13 protein-coding genes and 1 pseudogene are annotated in these 15229 nt (G+C 70.0%); 7 read left to right on the top strand and 7 right to left on the bottom strand.

What is annotated here, in order from left to right; genetic code table 11:
* Positions 1-34 precede the first annotated feature (34 nt).
* From ACO07H_RS14185 to ACO07H_RS14170, 4 genes are all read left to right on the top strand, one after another.
* Positions 35-2152: a TonB-dependent receptor gene (locus ACO07H_RS14185; protein ID WP_422015199.1), complete on the top strand. Its 2118-nt coding sequence runs from the start codon at positions 35-37 to the stop codon at positions 2150-2152.
* A 12-nt stretch (positions 2153-2164) separates the two neighbouring features.
* Entirely contained in the window at positions 2165-2668 is a 504-nt protein-coding gene (locus ACO07H_RS14180; protein ID WP_422015197.1) for a hypothetical protein, read from the top strand.
* Positions 2669-2791: 123 nt separating this feature from the next.
* On the top strand, positions 2792-3769 hold the full coding sequence (locus ACO07H_RS14175; RefSeq protein ID WP_422015195.1) for a hypothetical protein: 978 nt from the start codon (positions 2792-2794) through the stop codon (positions 3767-3769).
* A 158-nt stretch (positions 3770-3927) separates the two neighbouring features.
* Positions 3928-4722 carry a PEP-CTERM sorting domain-containing protein gene (locus tag ACO07H_RS14170; RefSeq protein WP_422015193.1) on the top strand — a complete coding sequence of 265 codons (795 nt, stop codon included), beginning with the start codon at positions 3928-3930 and terminating at the stop codon, positions 4720-4722.
* A 19-nt stretch (positions 4723-4741) separates the two neighbouring features.
* Here ACO07H_RS14170 and ACO07H_RS14165 read toward each other — a convergent pair whose 3' ends face one another.
* Both ACO07H_RS14165 and ACO07H_RS14160 read right to left on the bottom strand, forming a co-directional pair.
* The gene (locus ACO07H_RS14165; protein WP_422015191.1) at positions 4742-5731 is read right to left on the bottom strand and encodes a recombination-associated protein RdgC; all 990 of its coding nucleotides are present in this window, start codon (positions 5729-5731) and stop codon (positions 4742-4744) included.
* Positions 5732-5798: 67 nt separating this feature from the next.
* Positions 5799-6446 (bottom strand): DsbA family oxidoreductase, encoded by a 648-nt coding sequence (locus ACO07H_RS14160; RefSeq protein WP_422015189.1) that lies wholly within the window; start codon positions 6444-6446, stop codon positions 5799-5801.
* Between the two features lie 136 nt (positions 6447-6582).
* Between ACO07H_RS14160 and yghU the strand changes: the two genes are divergently transcribed.
* From yghU to ACO07H_RS14145, 3 genes and pseudogenes are all read left to right on the top strand, one after another.
* Entirely contained in the window at positions 6583-7464 is an 882-nt protein-coding gene (gene yghU, locus ACO07H_RS14155; RefSeq protein WP_422015187.1) for a glutathione-dependent disulfide-bond oxidoreductase, read from the top strand.
* 13 nt (positions 7465-7477) lie between these two features.
* Entirely contained in the window at positions 7478-8107 is a 630-nt protein-coding gene (locus tag ACO07H_RS14150; RefSeq protein ID WP_422015185.1) for a glutathione S-transferase family protein, read from the top strand.
* Between the two features lie 31 nt (positions 8108-8138).
* A pseudogene (locus tag ACO07H_RS14145) lies at positions 8139-8517 on the top strand (VOC family protein).
* Positions 8518-8570: 53 nt separating this feature from the next.
* Here the strand turns inward: ACO07H_RS14145 and ACO07H_RS14140 are convergent.
* The 5 genes from ACO07H_RS14140 to ACO07H_RS14120 all read right to left on the bottom strand — a co-directional run bounded on the left by ACO07H_RS14140 (position 8571) and on the right by ACO07H_RS14120 (position 15189).
* Positions 8571-10520: a hypothetical protein gene (locus ACO07H_RS14140; protein ID WP_422015183.1), complete on the bottom strand. Its 1950-nt coding sequence runs from the start codon at positions 10518-10520 to the stop codon at positions 8571-8573.
* Positions 10521-11245: 725 nt separating this feature from the next.
* Entirely contained in the window at positions 11246-12229 is a 984-nt protein-coding gene (locus tag ACO07H_RS14135) for a succinylglutamate desuccinylase/aspartoacylase family protein (protein ID WP_422015181.1), read from the bottom strand.
* A 5-nt stretch (positions 12230-12234) separates the two neighbouring features.
* Positions 12235-13089, bottom strand: a complete 855-nt coding sequence (locus ACO07H_RS14130) for a PIG-L deacetylase family protein (protein ID WP_422015179.1) — start codon at positions 13087-13089, stop codon at positions 12235-12237.
* Between the two features lie 9 nt (positions 13090-13098).
* A complete protein-coding gene (locus tag ACO07H_RS14125; RefSeq protein WP_422015177.1) occupies positions 13099-13986 on the bottom strand; it encodes a DMT family transporter in 888 nt (295 codons plus the stop codon).
* 21 nt (positions 13987-14007) lie between these two features.
* Positions 14008-15189, bottom strand: coding sequence for an esterase-like activity of phytase family protein (locus tag ACO07H_RS14120; protein ID WP_422015175.1), 1182 nt, complete (start codon positions 15187-15189; stop codon positions 14008-14010).
* Positions 15190-15229 lie beyond the last annotated feature (40 nt).

Below are 15229 nucleotides of genomic sequence, written 5' to 3'. Positions count from 1 at the left end.
CGCCCGCAGCGGTCACTGCTTTCCGAGAACGCCCATGCCAAAAGAACATCCGTCGTTGCACCCACGGCGCCTGCAGCCGACGCTGCTCGCCGCCAGCCTGCTGGCCGCGGCCACCGCCCATGGCCAGTCCGGGCCGGTCGCCGTGTCAGCCCTGGAACGCGTGGAGGTCACCGGCCGCCATTACGACAACGCCATCGGCAGCACCGACGCCGCGTCGCAAGGCAGCATCCGTGCCGAGCTGCTGAAGAGTCGCCCCGCGCTGCGCCCGGGCGAGGTGCTGGAGTTCGTGCCCGGCCTCATCGTCACGCAGCACTCGGGCGACGGCAAAGCCAACCAGTACTTCCTGCGCGGCTTCAACCTCGACCATGGCACCGACTTCGCCACCACCGTCAACGGCTTGCCGGTCAACATGCCCACGCACGGTCACGGCCAGGGCTATTCGGACCTGAACTTCCTGATCCCGGAGCTGGTGGACCGCATCGACTACCGCAAGGGGCCGTACTTCGCCAGGAACGGCGACTTCTCGGCCGCCGGTTCGGCCGACATCGCCTACCGCCACACGCTGGACGAGAACTTCGCGGCGCTGACGCTGGGCCAGCGCCAGTTCCAGCGTTTCGTCGGCGCGGGCTCCGCGGCCATCGGCGGCGGCATGAACCTGCTCGGCGCCATCGAGGTGCAGCACAACGACGGCCCGTGGCAGCTGCCGGAACACCTGCGCAAGAGCAACGGCGTCGTCACGCTGTCCGCCGGGACCCAGGCCGAGGGCTGGAGCGCCAGCCTGATGGGCTACGACGCGACCTGGAACTCGACCGACCAGGTGCCCCAGCGGCTGATAGCCGCGGGCAGCTACAACGGCAAGCCCTTCGGCCGCTTCGATGCGGTGGACACCAGCGACGGTGGCGACACGCGCCGCACCAGCCTGTCCGGCGAATGGCATCGCAACACGGGCAGCGAGGCCACGACCGTCGCGGCCTATGCGATGAACTACCGGCTGCAGCTGTTCTCCAACTTCACCTACGCGATGGAGCGGCCGGTGGAGGGCGATCAGTTCCTGCAGCAGGACCGGCGCGATGTCTACGGCCTGAACGCCGCCCACAGCGTGGAGCACCGCGTCGCCGGCATGCCCGCCAGGACCGAAGTCGGCCTGCAGTTGCGCCACGACCGCATCCGCGTGGGCCTGTTCGACACCGTGGAGCGCCGCATCACCGCCACGACGCGCGACGACGAGGTGCGCCAGACGCAGCTGGGCGTCTACGGCCAGACCTCGGTGGAGCTGGCGCCGTGGCTGCGCGGCGTCGTGGGCCTGCGCGCCGACCAGGCCCGCTTCAAGGTGGACGCGCTGACGAACGCCGCCAACTCGGGCAGCGCCTCGGCCCACCTGCTGAGCCCGAAGTTCGCGCTGATCGCCGGCCCCTGGGCCAGGACCGAGTTCTTCTTCAACGCCGGCCGCGGCTTTCACAGCAACGACGCCCGCGGCACCACGGCCACCGTGGACCCCAAGACGGGCGACCCGGTCGAGAAAGTGCCCGGGCTGGTGGCGGCGCGCGGCATGGAGCTGGGCGCGCGGACCGAGTGGGTGCCTGGGCTGCAGAGTTCGGTCGCGCTGTGGCAACTGGACTTCGACTCCGAGCTGGTCTACGTGGGCGACGCCGGCGCCACCGAGGCCAACCGGCCCAGCAAGCGCCACGGCGTGGAGTGGAACAACCGCTACGTGCCACTGCCCTGGCTGCTGGTGGACGCCGACCTGGCCTGGACGCATGCGCGTTTCGCGGACGCCGACGCCGCCGGCAACCGCATCCCGAACGCGGTCGACAAGGTGGGTTCCATCGCCGTCACCGTGCGCGACATTGGCCCCTGGTCGGCCAGCGTGCAGTGGCGTTACCTGGGTTCGGGCGCGCTGATCGAAGACAACAGCGTGCGCTCCAGGTCGTCGCTGACCACCAACCTGCGCGTCAGCCGCAAGCTGGGCGCGATGTTCGGCAAAGCCAGCGAGATCACGTTCGATGTGTTCAACGTGCTGAACCGCAAGCTCAACGACATCGAGTACTTCTACGAGTCGCAACTGCCGGGCGAGGCCGCGCCGGTGGCCGACAGGCACGTGCACCCCGCCGAGCCGCGCACCGTGCGCGTCACGCTGAAGGTGGGTTTCTAAGGGCTCAACGCCATGCGCGCGATGCTGCTGTGGCTGCTGATCCTGGCGCAACCGGTGTTCGGTGCATCCAGTGCCAGCCTGCGGCTGCTCGGGCCGGCGCACTGGCATTCGGCGCCCGCCGCGGCCGCGCCGGGCGACTGGCTGCAGCCGGCGGTGCAGGTCGTGCAGCGGCTGGTGCAGCGGGTGCAGCAAGTGCGCGAACAGGCGCAGGCACGCGCGCATGCGGGTGCGCATGCGAGTGCGCATGCGCAAGGCCGCCAGCATGAGCACCACGGCGTGCAGCGCCACTGGCACGACGCCCGCGACGGCAGCGTGCACACCGTGGCCAGCGCCGACCCGGCCGTGGCCGATCTGGTGGCGGGGGCGACGGTGGGCAGCGCCACGCTGACGCTGGCGGCACCGGTCCAGGCCTTGCGGCTGCCGGTCAGCGCTGCCAACGGCCGCTGGCCGCCCGCGCCGGCGGTGGCGTGGGCCGACGCAGAGCCCCGGCCCCACTCACCGCCGCCCCGCGGCTGACCCGAACGGCCGCGCCACGCGGCCGCGCCGACCCGTTCGCGGCCGTGGCCGCAGCGGGATTTGCACCGTGCCTGCCGGCCGCGACGCCGTCGCCCGCGCGGGCCTTTCGGGGATGACACCGTGATGCCAATCGACGCTATCGACGCGGTCGAGGTGGGCCGCATGCTCGGCCACGACCTGCACCGGCTCAGCCGCCTGCCCGTGCAGCCGCACTGGCCCGACGCCGTTCGCGAGGGTTTCACCGCCGCCGCCGCGCAGCAGGGCAGCCGCCCGCGCCAGGACGACCGCTTCGTGCGCAAATGGCTGCAGCTGCGCCTGGGTGCGCTCGCGCGTGGCCGCAGCGTCGCGCCCGACGTGACCATCGAGCTGCTGCGCCGGCTGGACGTGAGCCACTGCCCCGTCACGCGCGAGCCGCTGACGCACGCCACCCGCCAGGGCAGCGATGCCTCCGTGGACCGGCTCAACAACGACGGCGCCTATGCGGCGTCCAACCTGGCCATGATGAGTTCGCGCGTGAACCGGGCCAAGGGCACGCGCGGCTTCGACGAGGTGCTGGCGCTGTCGCAGCACGCCGACGCCACGTCGGGCCTCGCGCCCGTCGAATGGCTGCGCCTGGCCGTGCTGATGCTGGGACCGGCCCATGCCGCCCGGCCCTTGGAGGTACCGGCGCTGCCACTGTGCGCGCCGCTGCCGCCCACGTCCGTGCGCACCGCGCTGCAGCAGGTGCAGCGGTTGCTGACGCTGAACTGCGGCGTGGCGACGGCCCGCAACCGCTTGCTGCGCGGCCTGCTGCCGGCCTGCGACAGCGCGTCCGCGCAGGCGCGGCTGCGCCTGCTCGCCGATGCGGTGCATGGGGGCCTGAAGCGTCTCGCGCCCGAGGCGCCGTGCTGGGACGTGTGGCTGCAGCCCGGGTTGATGCCGGCGCTGCTGGCGTGGCGCGAATCGCTGGGCGAGCGGGCCTGGGCGCACACCTCGTGGGCGGCCGGCCAGCTCGCCGGCGGCCACCCGGTCAACCCCCATGAGCTGGCGCCCTGGCGGCTGGCGACGCGCGGCTACCTGCTGCGCCCGCCGCTGCGGCGTGTGGCGGCGGGAGCGCCCTGACCCCGCTGAGCCTGCCCCGCAAATGGGGGGTGCTCGTGCCTGCGACACGTGGCGGTCATCCCGCTTGCTTGCAATCGCGTCTGCCACTCCCGTGCTCCCGCCCGCCCGCCCGCTTGCTCGGCGGGCCGCGGGCCCCACCCCTCCAAGAGACGCGACCCATGAACCCTCTGCGCCCCAACCGCCTCGCCATGCTGCCGCTGCTGGCGCTGGCCTTCACCGCCGTCCATGCCGCCGACCTGGCGGTGGGCGGCTACCAGCAGAATTTCGACGCCATGGGCACGAGCGGCACGACGCCCCCGGCCGGCTGGAGCGTGCTGACGGGCAACGCCGGCACCACCAACGCGACCTGGACGAACACCATCCCGGGCAACGGCGCCAACAGCGTCGCGTCCATGGTCGCCACCAGCGGCTCGCTCACCGTGACGACCGCGCCCAGCGGCACCAACAACAACGGCTTCAACGCCGCGCTCAGCGCCGCCGCGACCGCGGACCGCGTGCTCGCCACGTCACCCACCACCGTCACCGGCACTGCGCTGCAGCTTTCGCTGACGAACACGACCGGTGCCAGCTTCAGCGCGCTGACGATCGGCTTCGATACCGTGCGATTCACGTCAGTCACCACGGACAACGAACTGCCCGGCTACTGGCTGTTCTACAGCCTGGATGGCAGCAACTGGACCAACCTGTCCGACCTGAACCCGACGATCTCGACGGTGCCCAACACCGTGGGCGTGACGACGCTGGCGCCCACGCTCGTGACGCTGTCCACCCCGGTCGCCGACGGCCAGACGCTGTACCTGCGCTGGGTGGACGACAACGCCCGCCAGACCTCGCCCGACCAGATCCTCGGCCTGGACAACGTGAGCATCAGCGCCGTGCCGGAACCCACCCCTGCCGGTCTGCTGGCGCTCGGCCTGGCCGCCGGCGCCCTGCTGCGCCGCCGCAAGGCCTGACCCTCGCCGGCCTGGGCGATCACCAGGGAGGGGCGTCGGCGGCCGCTTCCTCGGCCGGCGCTTCAGCCGGTGCTTCGGCGGGCCGGGCCGCGGGTGCAGGGGACGGGCCGGCGGCAAAGTCGTGCTCGCCGCCCAGGCCATCGATGAGCGCCGGCACCAGCCGCACCAACTCGCCGGTGGCCAGCGCCATGTCGGCGTCGAAGGCCTCGTCGCCGCTGGCCTCGGCGCGGCCTTCGAAGGCCAGCTCCAGGAAGCTGATCTTCTTGATGGCCAGGCCTTCGGTCAGCGTGAAGGCGACGCGGTCGCGCCAGCTCAGCGCCAGCCGCGTGGGCATCTTGCCGCTGGTCAGGTGGGCGCGCACCTCGTCGATGTCCAGCGGGTGGCGGGCATAGCGCACGACGGGCTTCTGCTCGTCGCTGCCTTTGAGCTCGCACTCGCGCTCGATCTGGAAACCTTCGGGCGTGACGCCGTCCAGCAGCCACGCGGCCATGCAGGCGGCGGGGCTCTCGGCCGTCTGCACGAGTTGCAGGCTCAGGCCCGGGCTGGCCTGGATCAGCAGCGTGACGACCTCGTCCGCGCGGCTGGTGGAGCCGGCGTCGACGAACAGCAGGCCCTGAGCCGGCGCGATCCACACCTGCGTGGCCGAGGTCTTGGTGAAGGCGCGCGGCAGCAGCTCGTGCGCGGCCTGCTCCTTCAGCTCCTTCTTGGCCTTCTTGCCGGGCTTGCGGCCGGTCGTCGCCTCGATGTGCTCGGCCAGCTCGTCCACGCGCTCCTGCACGACGGAGGAGGGCAGCAGGCGCTGCTCGCGCTTGAGCTTGACCAGCCAGTGGCCGTCGATGACCTCGACGAGCGGTGCATGCTCGACGCCGCGCGGCGGCGCCCAGCCCACGGTCAGGGGTTGCGTCGGGGCGCAGGGCAGGAAGGGTTCCTTGGCGAGCTGTTCGGCCAGTTGCTTGGCATCGGTGGCCCAGCCTTCGCCGATGCGATAGGCAATCAGATTCTTGAACACGGGAAACGGGGCTCCTCAGAAAACGAGAAGCCCGCCAGCGGCGGGCTTCAGCAGATGCGAGATTGTCTCAGGCCGTCGCGGGCTCGGCCATGGCCTGGCGTAACAGTTTCTCGAACACCTCGACCGGCTGGCCGCCCTGGATCAGGTGGCGCTCGTTGACGATGATGGCCGGCACGCCGTGGATGTTCTGCCGCTGCACCTCGGCTTCCGACGCGCGCACCTCGGCGGCGAAGCGCTTGCCGGCCAGCAGCTCGCGCGCCTCGGCCTCGGGCAGGCCGGCGCCGGTGGCGGCGGTCAGCAGCACGTCGTGGCTGGACACGTCCAGCCCGTCGGTGAAATAGGCCTTCAGCAGCGCCCCCTTGAGCGTGCGCTGTACGGCTGGGCCGACTTCGCCGGCCCAGTGCAGCAGGCGGTGCGCGTCCAGCGTGTTGTAAATGCGGCTGCGCGCCGCCATGCTGAACGTGAAGCCCAGCGCCGCGCCGCGCTCGCGGATGGCCGCCCGGGTGCCTTCGAGCTGGGCCGCGCTGGCGCCGTACTTCTCGGCCAGGTGCTCCTCGATGTCCTGCCCGGCCGGGCCCATCTGCGGGTTCAGCTCGAAGGGGTGGAAGTGCAGGTCCAGCTCGAGCCCGGGGATGCGGGCGGCGGCGGCTTCGAGCGAGTACAGGCCGATGGCGCACCAGGGGCAGACGACGTCGGAGATGAAATCAATGCGCATGGTTTTGGGCGGTTGACTGCGGGCTGCCGGATTGTCCGCGCAAGCGCCAAGGCCCCCGGCGCGGCACGCCCATGCACTCTGCGGGTACAAGCTCGCGTCGCCACCTTGCGTGGCCTGCCCGAATGGAGATGACTGCATGACCGACACCGCCTACACCCCGCCCAAGGTCTGGACCTGGAACGAGGCCAGCGGCGGCCAGTTCGCCAACATCAACCGCCCGGTGGCGGGCGCCACGCACGAGCAGGTGCTGCCCGTGGGCCGCCACCCGCTGCAGCTCTACTCGCTGGGTACGCCCAACGGCGTGAAGGTGACGGTGATGCTGGAGGAACTGCTGGCGGCCGGCCACTCGGGCGCGGAGTACGACGCCTGGCTGATCCGCATCAACGAGGGCCAGCAGTTCGGCAGCGGCTTCGTCGAGGTCAACCCCAACTCCAAGATCCCGGCGCTGGTGGACCGCAGCGGTGGACCTGACGTCGAGCCGATCCGCGTGTTCGAGTCCGGCGCCATCCTGATCTACCTGGCCGAGAAGTTCGGCGCCTTCCTGCCTGAAAGCGGCCGCGAGCGCGCGCAAACCTTGAGCTGGCTGTTCTGGCAGATGGGCAGCACGCCCTTCCTGGGCGGCGGCTTCGGCCACTTCTACGCCTACGCGCCCGAGAAGCTGGAGTACCCCATCAACCGCTACGCGATGGAGGTCAAGCGGCAGATGGACGTGCTCAACCGCCAGCTGGCCGAGCACCCCTTCATCGCGGGCGACGCCTACACCATCGCCGACATGGCCGTGTGGCCCTGGTACGGCGCGCTGGCCAAGGGCCAGGTCTACGGCGCGGGCGAGTTCCTGTCGGTGCACGAGTACACGCACGTCATCCGCTGGGCCGACGAGATTGCCAAGCGCCCGGCCGTGCAGCGCGGCCGCAAGGTCAACCGCGTGCAGGGCGACCCGGCCAGCCAGCTGCACGAGCGGCATGATGCGAGCGACTTCGACACGAAGACCCAGGACAAGATTGCCCCCGCGCCTTGAGGAGCCCCGCGCCATGCTGACCCTGTACGACTGCGCCACCGCCCCCAGCCCGCGCCGCGCGCGCATCCTGCTGGCCGAGAAAGGCGTGCTGCACCACAGCGTGCAGGTGGACCTGCGCAGCGGCGAGCAGATGGGCGAGGCCTACCGCCGCATCAACCCGCAATGCACGGTGCCCGCGCTGGTGACGGAGGAAGGCCCCGTACTGACCGACAACGCCGCCATCGCCGCCTACCTGGAGGCCACCCACCCCGAGCCGCCGCTGCTGGGCCGCAGCGCGCTGGACAAGGCCGAGATCGCGAGCTGGCAGTGGCGCGTCGAGTTCGAAGGCCTGCTGCCGGTGGCCGACGCTTTGCGCAACAGCAGCCCGGCCATGCTCAACCGGGCGCTGCCCGGGCCGCTGGACTTCGCGCAGATCCCCGACCTGGCGCTGCGCGGCCTGATGCGCGTGCAGCACTTCTTCGCGGTGCTGAACGAGCACCTGGCCGAGCGCGAATTCATCGCCGCCGGGCAGTTCAGCATCGCCGACATCACGGCCGTCGTCGTCGTGGACTTCGCGCGCGCGGTGAAGGTCAAGCCGGGCGACGAGCATCCGCACCTGCGGCGGTGGCGCGAGGCCATGCAGGCGCGCGGCACGATGGCTTAGGCTTCAGGGCCGCGACCCCCCGCCTGTCGAGATGCTTCGCCGCATCCACCACGCCGCCGTGATCTGCTCGAACTACGAGGCATCCAAGCGCTTCTACACGGAGGTGCTGGGCCTGCGCGTGCCGAACAACACCGCGAGGCGCAGCGGTCGTACAAGCTGAACCTGGCGCTGCCCGACGGCGGCCAGGTGGAGCTGTTCTCGTTCCCGGATGCGCCGCCGCGCCCGTCCTATCCGGAAGCGCAGGGCTGCGTCACCTAGCCTTCGTGGTCCATGACCTCGCGCAGTGCAAGGCCGACCTGGAAGCGAAAGGGGTGGCCGTCGAGCCAGTGCGCGTCGACGAGTGCACGGGCCGGCGCTTCGCGTTCCTTGTCGATCCGGACGGCCTGCCGCTGGAGTTGTACGAGGCTTGAGTGAAGCGTGTGGCCGACATCGCGCGGCGGATGCCGCACGCCAGGCCAGCCCTTCAGCGTGCCGCCCGCGCGGTGATTGGCGACAGCACGCCCGAGACGCTCAGGGATTGGGGTGAACCAGGGTTGGCGATACCCAGGCTGGCCTGGATCTGCACAGCCCCGGGCCCTTTGTCCGTGATGAACGAGAAGCGGAACATGGTGCCCCAGTTGAGAGGATTCACGTTCGGCGCGGACCAGGTGATGACGCCATTGCTGATGCTGGCGGTCCAATCGTTCGTCGCATCGAGGTCGCCATCGCTGAAGGCGATGTCGGACAGCGTTGCCGAACCCACCGGAATGCTCAGGCTGTTGATGCCAGCGTTGCTGATCACGCGCAGGTTCGGCTCGGCCCCTTGCGTCTGCGCGCGGGCGAAATCGAGATTCATCACGGCATAGTCGTAGCGCCAGCGGCCACCGCCGAGGTCGGTGGCTCTGGCTGCCAGCTTGATCCGGCCCTCAGCGGTATTGAGGTCCGACGAGGTCGCGCTGTTGCCGCGCGAGGTCGACTCGACCCAGCGGTCGATGGCTGGGCCCAGCTTGTAATGGTCATTGCCGCCGACCACCCAGACCGAGCCGCTACGTGTGAAGGTTGCGCGCGTCGTGGCCATGGAGTTCAGGACGTTGACGTCGCCGCGCGCCAGATACCACGACTCGAACAGGTAAGTGGCGCCGGCCCGGTCCGGACCGCTGAACTGCGATTCGCGCACGACCAGGCGCTGGTCATAGTTGCCAAGGCCGCTGGTGTTGGAGACGCCGTCGCAGTTCGTGTCGTAGACGGAGCCGCAGCGCCCCCACACATTCGTCGCCGGGATGATTTCCGAGCGCGGGCCCTGGGCGGAGTTGCTGTCGTTGTTGCTGACGCTGTAAACGTCGGAACAGCCGCGGCCGAGGATGTGGTCGTTGCCCGGGTTTTCGATGCAAGCGGTATTGAGCGTCAGGAACGCATGTTTCACGCCGGATCGTCCGATCTGGTCGACCGTGCCATCGGCGTTGAAGCGATAGAGGTTCCAGATCAGAAAGGGATGCTGGTCGTTGTTGTACGGCGCGAAATTGCCGGAGAACTTCGCATACCACGGGATGTTGGCCGCATACAGCGCGGTGCTCGTGCCCAGAGGGTCGCCGGCAATGGTGGGGGCCGCCGTGCCGTTGTTGACGTTGTTGCGCAGCGTCGATGCCGGCGTGAACACGGCCCGCCCATTGCCCCCCGCGCCGGTGCACGAGTCGCAACGGCTGTACTGGAAGTTCAGCGCCGACATGAACAGGTCAGCTTCGTAGGTCGCGCCCGGCACGCCCGTCACGGGGGTGCCGTGCCATCTGGCGTCGGCAACCAAGGTCTCCATGCCCGGCCCTTGGCGCAGCACATCGGTGGTCATCTGCAGTTCGGCAACCGTCCAGCCCGCCACGACGGGCTGGCCGATGCGTGCCGCGAGGGCCGGCGTGATGCGCAGATCCATGGTGCGCACGGCCAGGCGCTGCTTGTTGTCGATCAGCTCGTACATCAGGCGATCGACGAAGAACCAGGCCTGCCCGTCGTTGCCGACGACGTCCAGAATGACGGCACTGCCGGGACGCGGGCGCAGCGTGAAGTTGCTCAGGTCCAGGCTCCCGCCCGATGAGCCGATCACATAGCCGCCCCGCGCCTGCAGGGCGCCGCTCACAAAATTCTGCAAGTTGCCATTTCGCACGTCGAAATAAAGGCTGCCGGTCGAACCCAGATCGAAGGTGTCGAACTCGGAGCCCGCCTGCATCACCCTGGCGCCGTCGGCCCGTCCAAGCACCAGCCCGAGATCGGCCACCAGCTCCCGGTTCCAACGCACCCCGACGGTGCCGCCGGAAACAGACCAATACTGGGTCTTCTGAGCGTTGGCCGTGGCGGCCTGTGCATCGGTGAAGCCCGCGCCGACGAACGCCATTGCGCCGGCAAGCGTCGCTGCCGCAAGGACTTTGCTATTCGAAGAACTCATCAGTCATCCCCGTCATGTGTCTGTGGCTGTATGCATGGGGCCAACCCGACTGGCACCCAGCGCTGAGGAATCGCGACAGCGCGGCCTCGCCGGGAGTACCCCAGGAGACGCAGCCGGCGTCGTTCATTCAAGCCACATCGTCACCAGCTCGCGCCACAGACAGCAGGAGGACTTACCCACCTAACCCCTACATTGAAGGCTTTTGCCGCACACGTCAGTGAAGGGATCCGTGGTGAGCCAGTAACCAGGCTGGGGCATTGATTCTCATGGCCTGGCGGGTCAGGGTCGTGAGAAGGCTCTCCGCGCAGTTGAGATTCAGCAAGAAAAAGCGATGAAACAGGCGAAGGCCGTATGGAGCACCGCAAAAAGCCCAGATCCCAGCAATCCCAGGGGCAAAGACAGCAGCACTGCCGTGGTACGTGGCTGGCCACGTATCAGTCCGTAGCCAATCAAGAGCGGCGCGAAAAGTGACAAGGCCGTGGCGGCAAGCGTCACCGCCAGCCACCGGAGGACCTGGCCGCTTGACAAGGCAGTTGATGACTGCACAGTGACGAGCCAGCCGACGGTGCAACACACGAGAGCCGCGATCAGCGCAATCTCATGTAGCTGAAGTGCTGCTCCAAACGTCCTGCGCCGTAGGCCACCCAGACGACGATCGCCGGTGCGCAAGCGAACAAACTGAGAACTGCCAGCGCAGTCAACACGGACGTCGATCTTGTGTCAACTCAGCCCAGCTGCCGATCACTCCGCCGTGCCAGGTAGAACCATTCCGTCCCCGGCTGCGACTTGACGTTGGGGAACACGATGCGGCCTTCGCTGGGCGCCAGCACGGCGTCGCCGTTGGCGCGGGTGCCGATGCGCTGATCCTTCTCGATGGCGTCGAAGCTGGCCCATTCGCGCTCGAACGTGTCGCCCATGTCGTCGCGGTCGATGACGTCGTAGAGCTGCAGCAGTTCGGGCGGCTGCGCCGGGCGGTGTGGCTCGACGGCGCTGTCGTCCAGCATGCCCAGGAACACCAGCGCGCGCAGGATGGCCAGGCGAGCGACCTCGGGGCCGTTCGGGTCCAGGTGTTGCCCGCATTCCAGCGTGATGGCCCAGCCGCCCGTGGAACGCATGTACTCGGTGGTGCCGACGCCGTAGTGCGGGTCGGAGATCAGCGTGGCGCGGCGCGAGCCGTCGTGGGTGCGCTGCTGGCGGCGCTGCAGCCCCAGCGCGTAGGTGGACAGCCAGCCCTCGACGATGCGGCCCACGCCCAGGCGTGCGGCCAGCGCCGATTCGGTGGCTTCCTGCGTGAAGGGCTCCAGGTCGCCGTGGTTGTTGCGCGGGCCGATCATCGCGAAGGCCGGGCCGTTGCCCTGGAAGCTGTGCAGGTCGAGGATGCCGTCGTGGTCGGCGATCAGCGCACACAGCACGCGCGCGACGCGGTCCTCGAAGTCGTGCACCACGGCCGGTGGGCGCAGGTTGCGGTTCAGGTTGCGGTCGCCCTCGCGGCGGTTGAGCTGGTGGGCCAGCGGGTTGACGATGGGCACGAAGGTCAGCGTGCCGCGCTTGAGCGTCAGCTCACCGGCGTCGAGCTGGCGAATGATCTCCGCCATGGCCTTCGTGCCGTGCACCTCGTTGCCGTGCACCGCGCCGGTCACGAGAAAGCGCGGGCCGGGCTGCAGGCCGGCGAACTGGTGGACGCGGAGGTGGGTGGGCTGGCTGGACATGGAGGTCAGGGCTTGAGCAGGGCAGAGGTCAGGGCCTGGTCGGCCGGGAAGACGCGGCGCGGCAGGTCGGCGGCGAGCTGGCCGTCGCGGCATTCGACGAGGCGGTAGAGCGTGGCGAAGGCGAAGTCGGGCGGCGCCTCGCCCGCGCCCAGCACCAACTCGCCGCCGCGGCGCACGGCGTCCGCCAGGAAGGCGGGCAGGCGCAGGTGATACGGGTTGCGCGCGATCTCGCCGGTGTGGCGCGCCAGCGCGGCGATCAGGCGGGCGGTGTCGGCGATGCTCGTCTGCACCAGCGCATTCGGGTCGGCCTGCGTGGACCAGAACTCGGTCATCGCCAGCACGGTGCTGCTGCGCGCGGCGGCCAGCGCGCCGACGACGAGGCGGTGCACGCCGCGGTGGCTGGGGTTGTCGTCCAGCGCATGCGGCGCGAGCACGAGGGCAGGGCGGTGCTCGTGCAGCAGCGCGGCGAGGGCGGCGACGTGGGCGGCCCACAGCGCGGGCTCGCGCTCGGCGGTGTCGGGGCGCACGTCGGACAGGCCATCGTCGCCGACGCGGATGCAGCCGAAGCCCAGCACGCCGCAGGCGTCCACCAGCTCGGCCCAGCGCGATTCGCGGCGCTCGGGGCTGCTGCCCAGCGTGACGGCCACGTTGCTGATGCGCCAGCCGGCCTCCTGCTGCAGGCGCAGCGGCAGCGCACCGACGATGCACTCGTCGTCCGGGTGCGGCGCGAAGACCAGGCAGTGGGCGGCGCGGGGTTCAGTCGCGGGCGCGTTGTGGCGGTCGGGCGGGCTGCCCAGCAGCGCCGCGAAGCGGGTCAGGTGCTCGCGCCAGCGCGCGAGGTCGTCTTCCAGGGAGAACATCCCGGCATCCTAACGAGCGGTGGTTGGCGCGGGCCATGTCGCCAGCAGCACACCCAATAAGGCCAGGCCATAGGCCAGGGCCTGCGCGGCGGACAGGGACTCGCCCAGCAGCAGCCCGACGAGCGCCGTGCTGATGGGCAGGAACACCATGAACACGCCGGCCTTGGCCGCGGGCAGGCCGCGCAGCCCGGCCATCCACAGCCACACGGTGACGACGCTGGCGGTGGCGGCGTAGTAGCCCAGCAGCGCCCAGTCCAGCAGCCGCGGCATGCCGAAGTCGAAGCTCAAGCCCTGCCAGACGGCCAGCGGCGTGACGAGCACCAGGCCCCACAGGTTGATCAGCGCGCTGATGCGCCGCGGCGTCAGGTTGGCCGTCAACTGTTTGCCGATGACGACGTAGCAGCCCTCGCAGAACACCGCGGCAAGCAGCAGCAGCGCGCCCAGCGGCGTGGTCTCGGCGCCGTCGTGCTTGCCCAGCGCCACCAGGCCGATGCCGCCCACCGCGCAGGCGATGCCGGCCAGCACGCGCCCGCTCAGGCGCTCCCTCAGCACCGCCCAGCTCAGCAGGGCCACCGCGGCCGGGATGCCGGCCATGATGACGCCGGCCACCACGGCCGAGCTTTGCCGCAGGCCGAACAGCATGCAGATGGAGAACAGGAAGTTGCCCAGGAAGGATTCGAGGAACAGCAGCAGGCGCGAGCGGCCGTCCAGCGGCGCCTCGTCGGCCGGCTTCTTCAGCCAGGGCAGCATCAGCACTGCCGCGAAGCCGAAGCGCAGGCCGGCCAGCAAAAAGACGGGGAAGACGGCGACCAGCAGCTTGGACAGGCCCACGTAGCTGCCGACCAGGCTGGTGCTGGCCGCCAGCAGCGCGTAGGCGCGCCAGGGGATGGGATGCATGGGCGCGGACCGTTCGCGCGATCAGGGCAGCGGGCCGTCGATGACCAGGGCAATGAATTGCGTGAACTGCGCCGGGTTGAAGTTGTTGTCGGACGCCAGGATCAGCGTGCGCTTGCCCTCAAACATCGGGCCGAAGGTCAGGCCCTCGATGTTGTCCACCGCGAGCACGCTGCCGTCGTCGTTCTTCAGCGAGGACAGGTCCAGCAGCAGGGTGCGCTTGACGGGCACCACGTCGCGGCCCTTGAGGGTGGGCCAGCCGGCCACGTCGGTGGCGCCGCGCGTGTCGACAAGGTAGAGCTTGATGGTGTTGCTGGTGGGCTGCCTGGTCAGCGCGGCCACGCCGGGGGTGGCTGCGCCGACGGCATAGGCGCGTTCGATGAGGATGAATTCATGGTCCGACAGCGCCAGCATGTCGGGCACGCCGTTGGTGGCGAAGTCACCGGCACGTGCCGGCGGGAACGGCACGGGACCGACCTCGTAGACGTACTCGGCGCCGGCCTTGCCGGTGTCCAGGTCGAAGGCCAGCATGCGGGTGCGGCTGCCGCGGCCGACCGCCGTGGGCGGGCTGTCCTGCGCCAGGCCGTTCTCGACGATGGTCCACAGCGTCTTGCTGTCGGGCGTGATCGCGATGCTCTCGAAGGCGAGGTTGTTGTAGACGCCCATGTCGCCCGCAGCCAGGCCGCCGGCGCTGCCCGAGGGGTTGTAGTAGGCCGGCACCGGGAACTCGCCCGCGGGGCGGCCGTCCGGGTGCATGCGGCGCACGGTCGGGTTCTGCATGCCGCCGGACGTGCGCGCGCCTTCGTTGCTCCAGTAGATGAGGTTGCGCTTCGTGTCCAGCCGCAGGCTCTCGGGGTCCACGCGGTTGCGCGCGAAGGGCTTGCCGTCCAGGTCGAGGATGGTGGTCATGTTGACCCACGACACGCCGGCCTCGCCGGGCGTGGCGCTGCGGCGGAATTGGCTCAGGTCCAGCGAGAGCTCGTAGAAGCGTGCTGGCGCCAGGTCGCTGCGGTCGTCGCAGATGGCGAGATAACGGCCCGTCGCCGGCACGTAGTCGATGCTGGACAGGCCGCCCACCGGCACGCCGCGGAACATCGCGCTCGTCGGCACGATCTGCTGGCCGAGGTAGCTCAGCGTCTGGGCGACGCCGGGCAGGGCGATCAGGGACAGGGCCGCGATCGCGGCGCAACGGGCAAGTGACTTCATCGGATTTCCGTGGGCGGCGGCGCGCAGTCTAGTCGCGCCG

The organism is Roseateles sp. (assembly GCF_965229315.1).
In the GTDB taxonomy this organism is placed as follows: Bacteria; Pseudomonadota; Gammaproteobacteria; order Burkholderiales; family Burkholderiaceae_C; genus Pelomonas.
The sequence above is the reverse complement of the archived record's forward strand: the minus strand, read 5'-3'. Positions and strand labels throughout refer to the sequence as shown.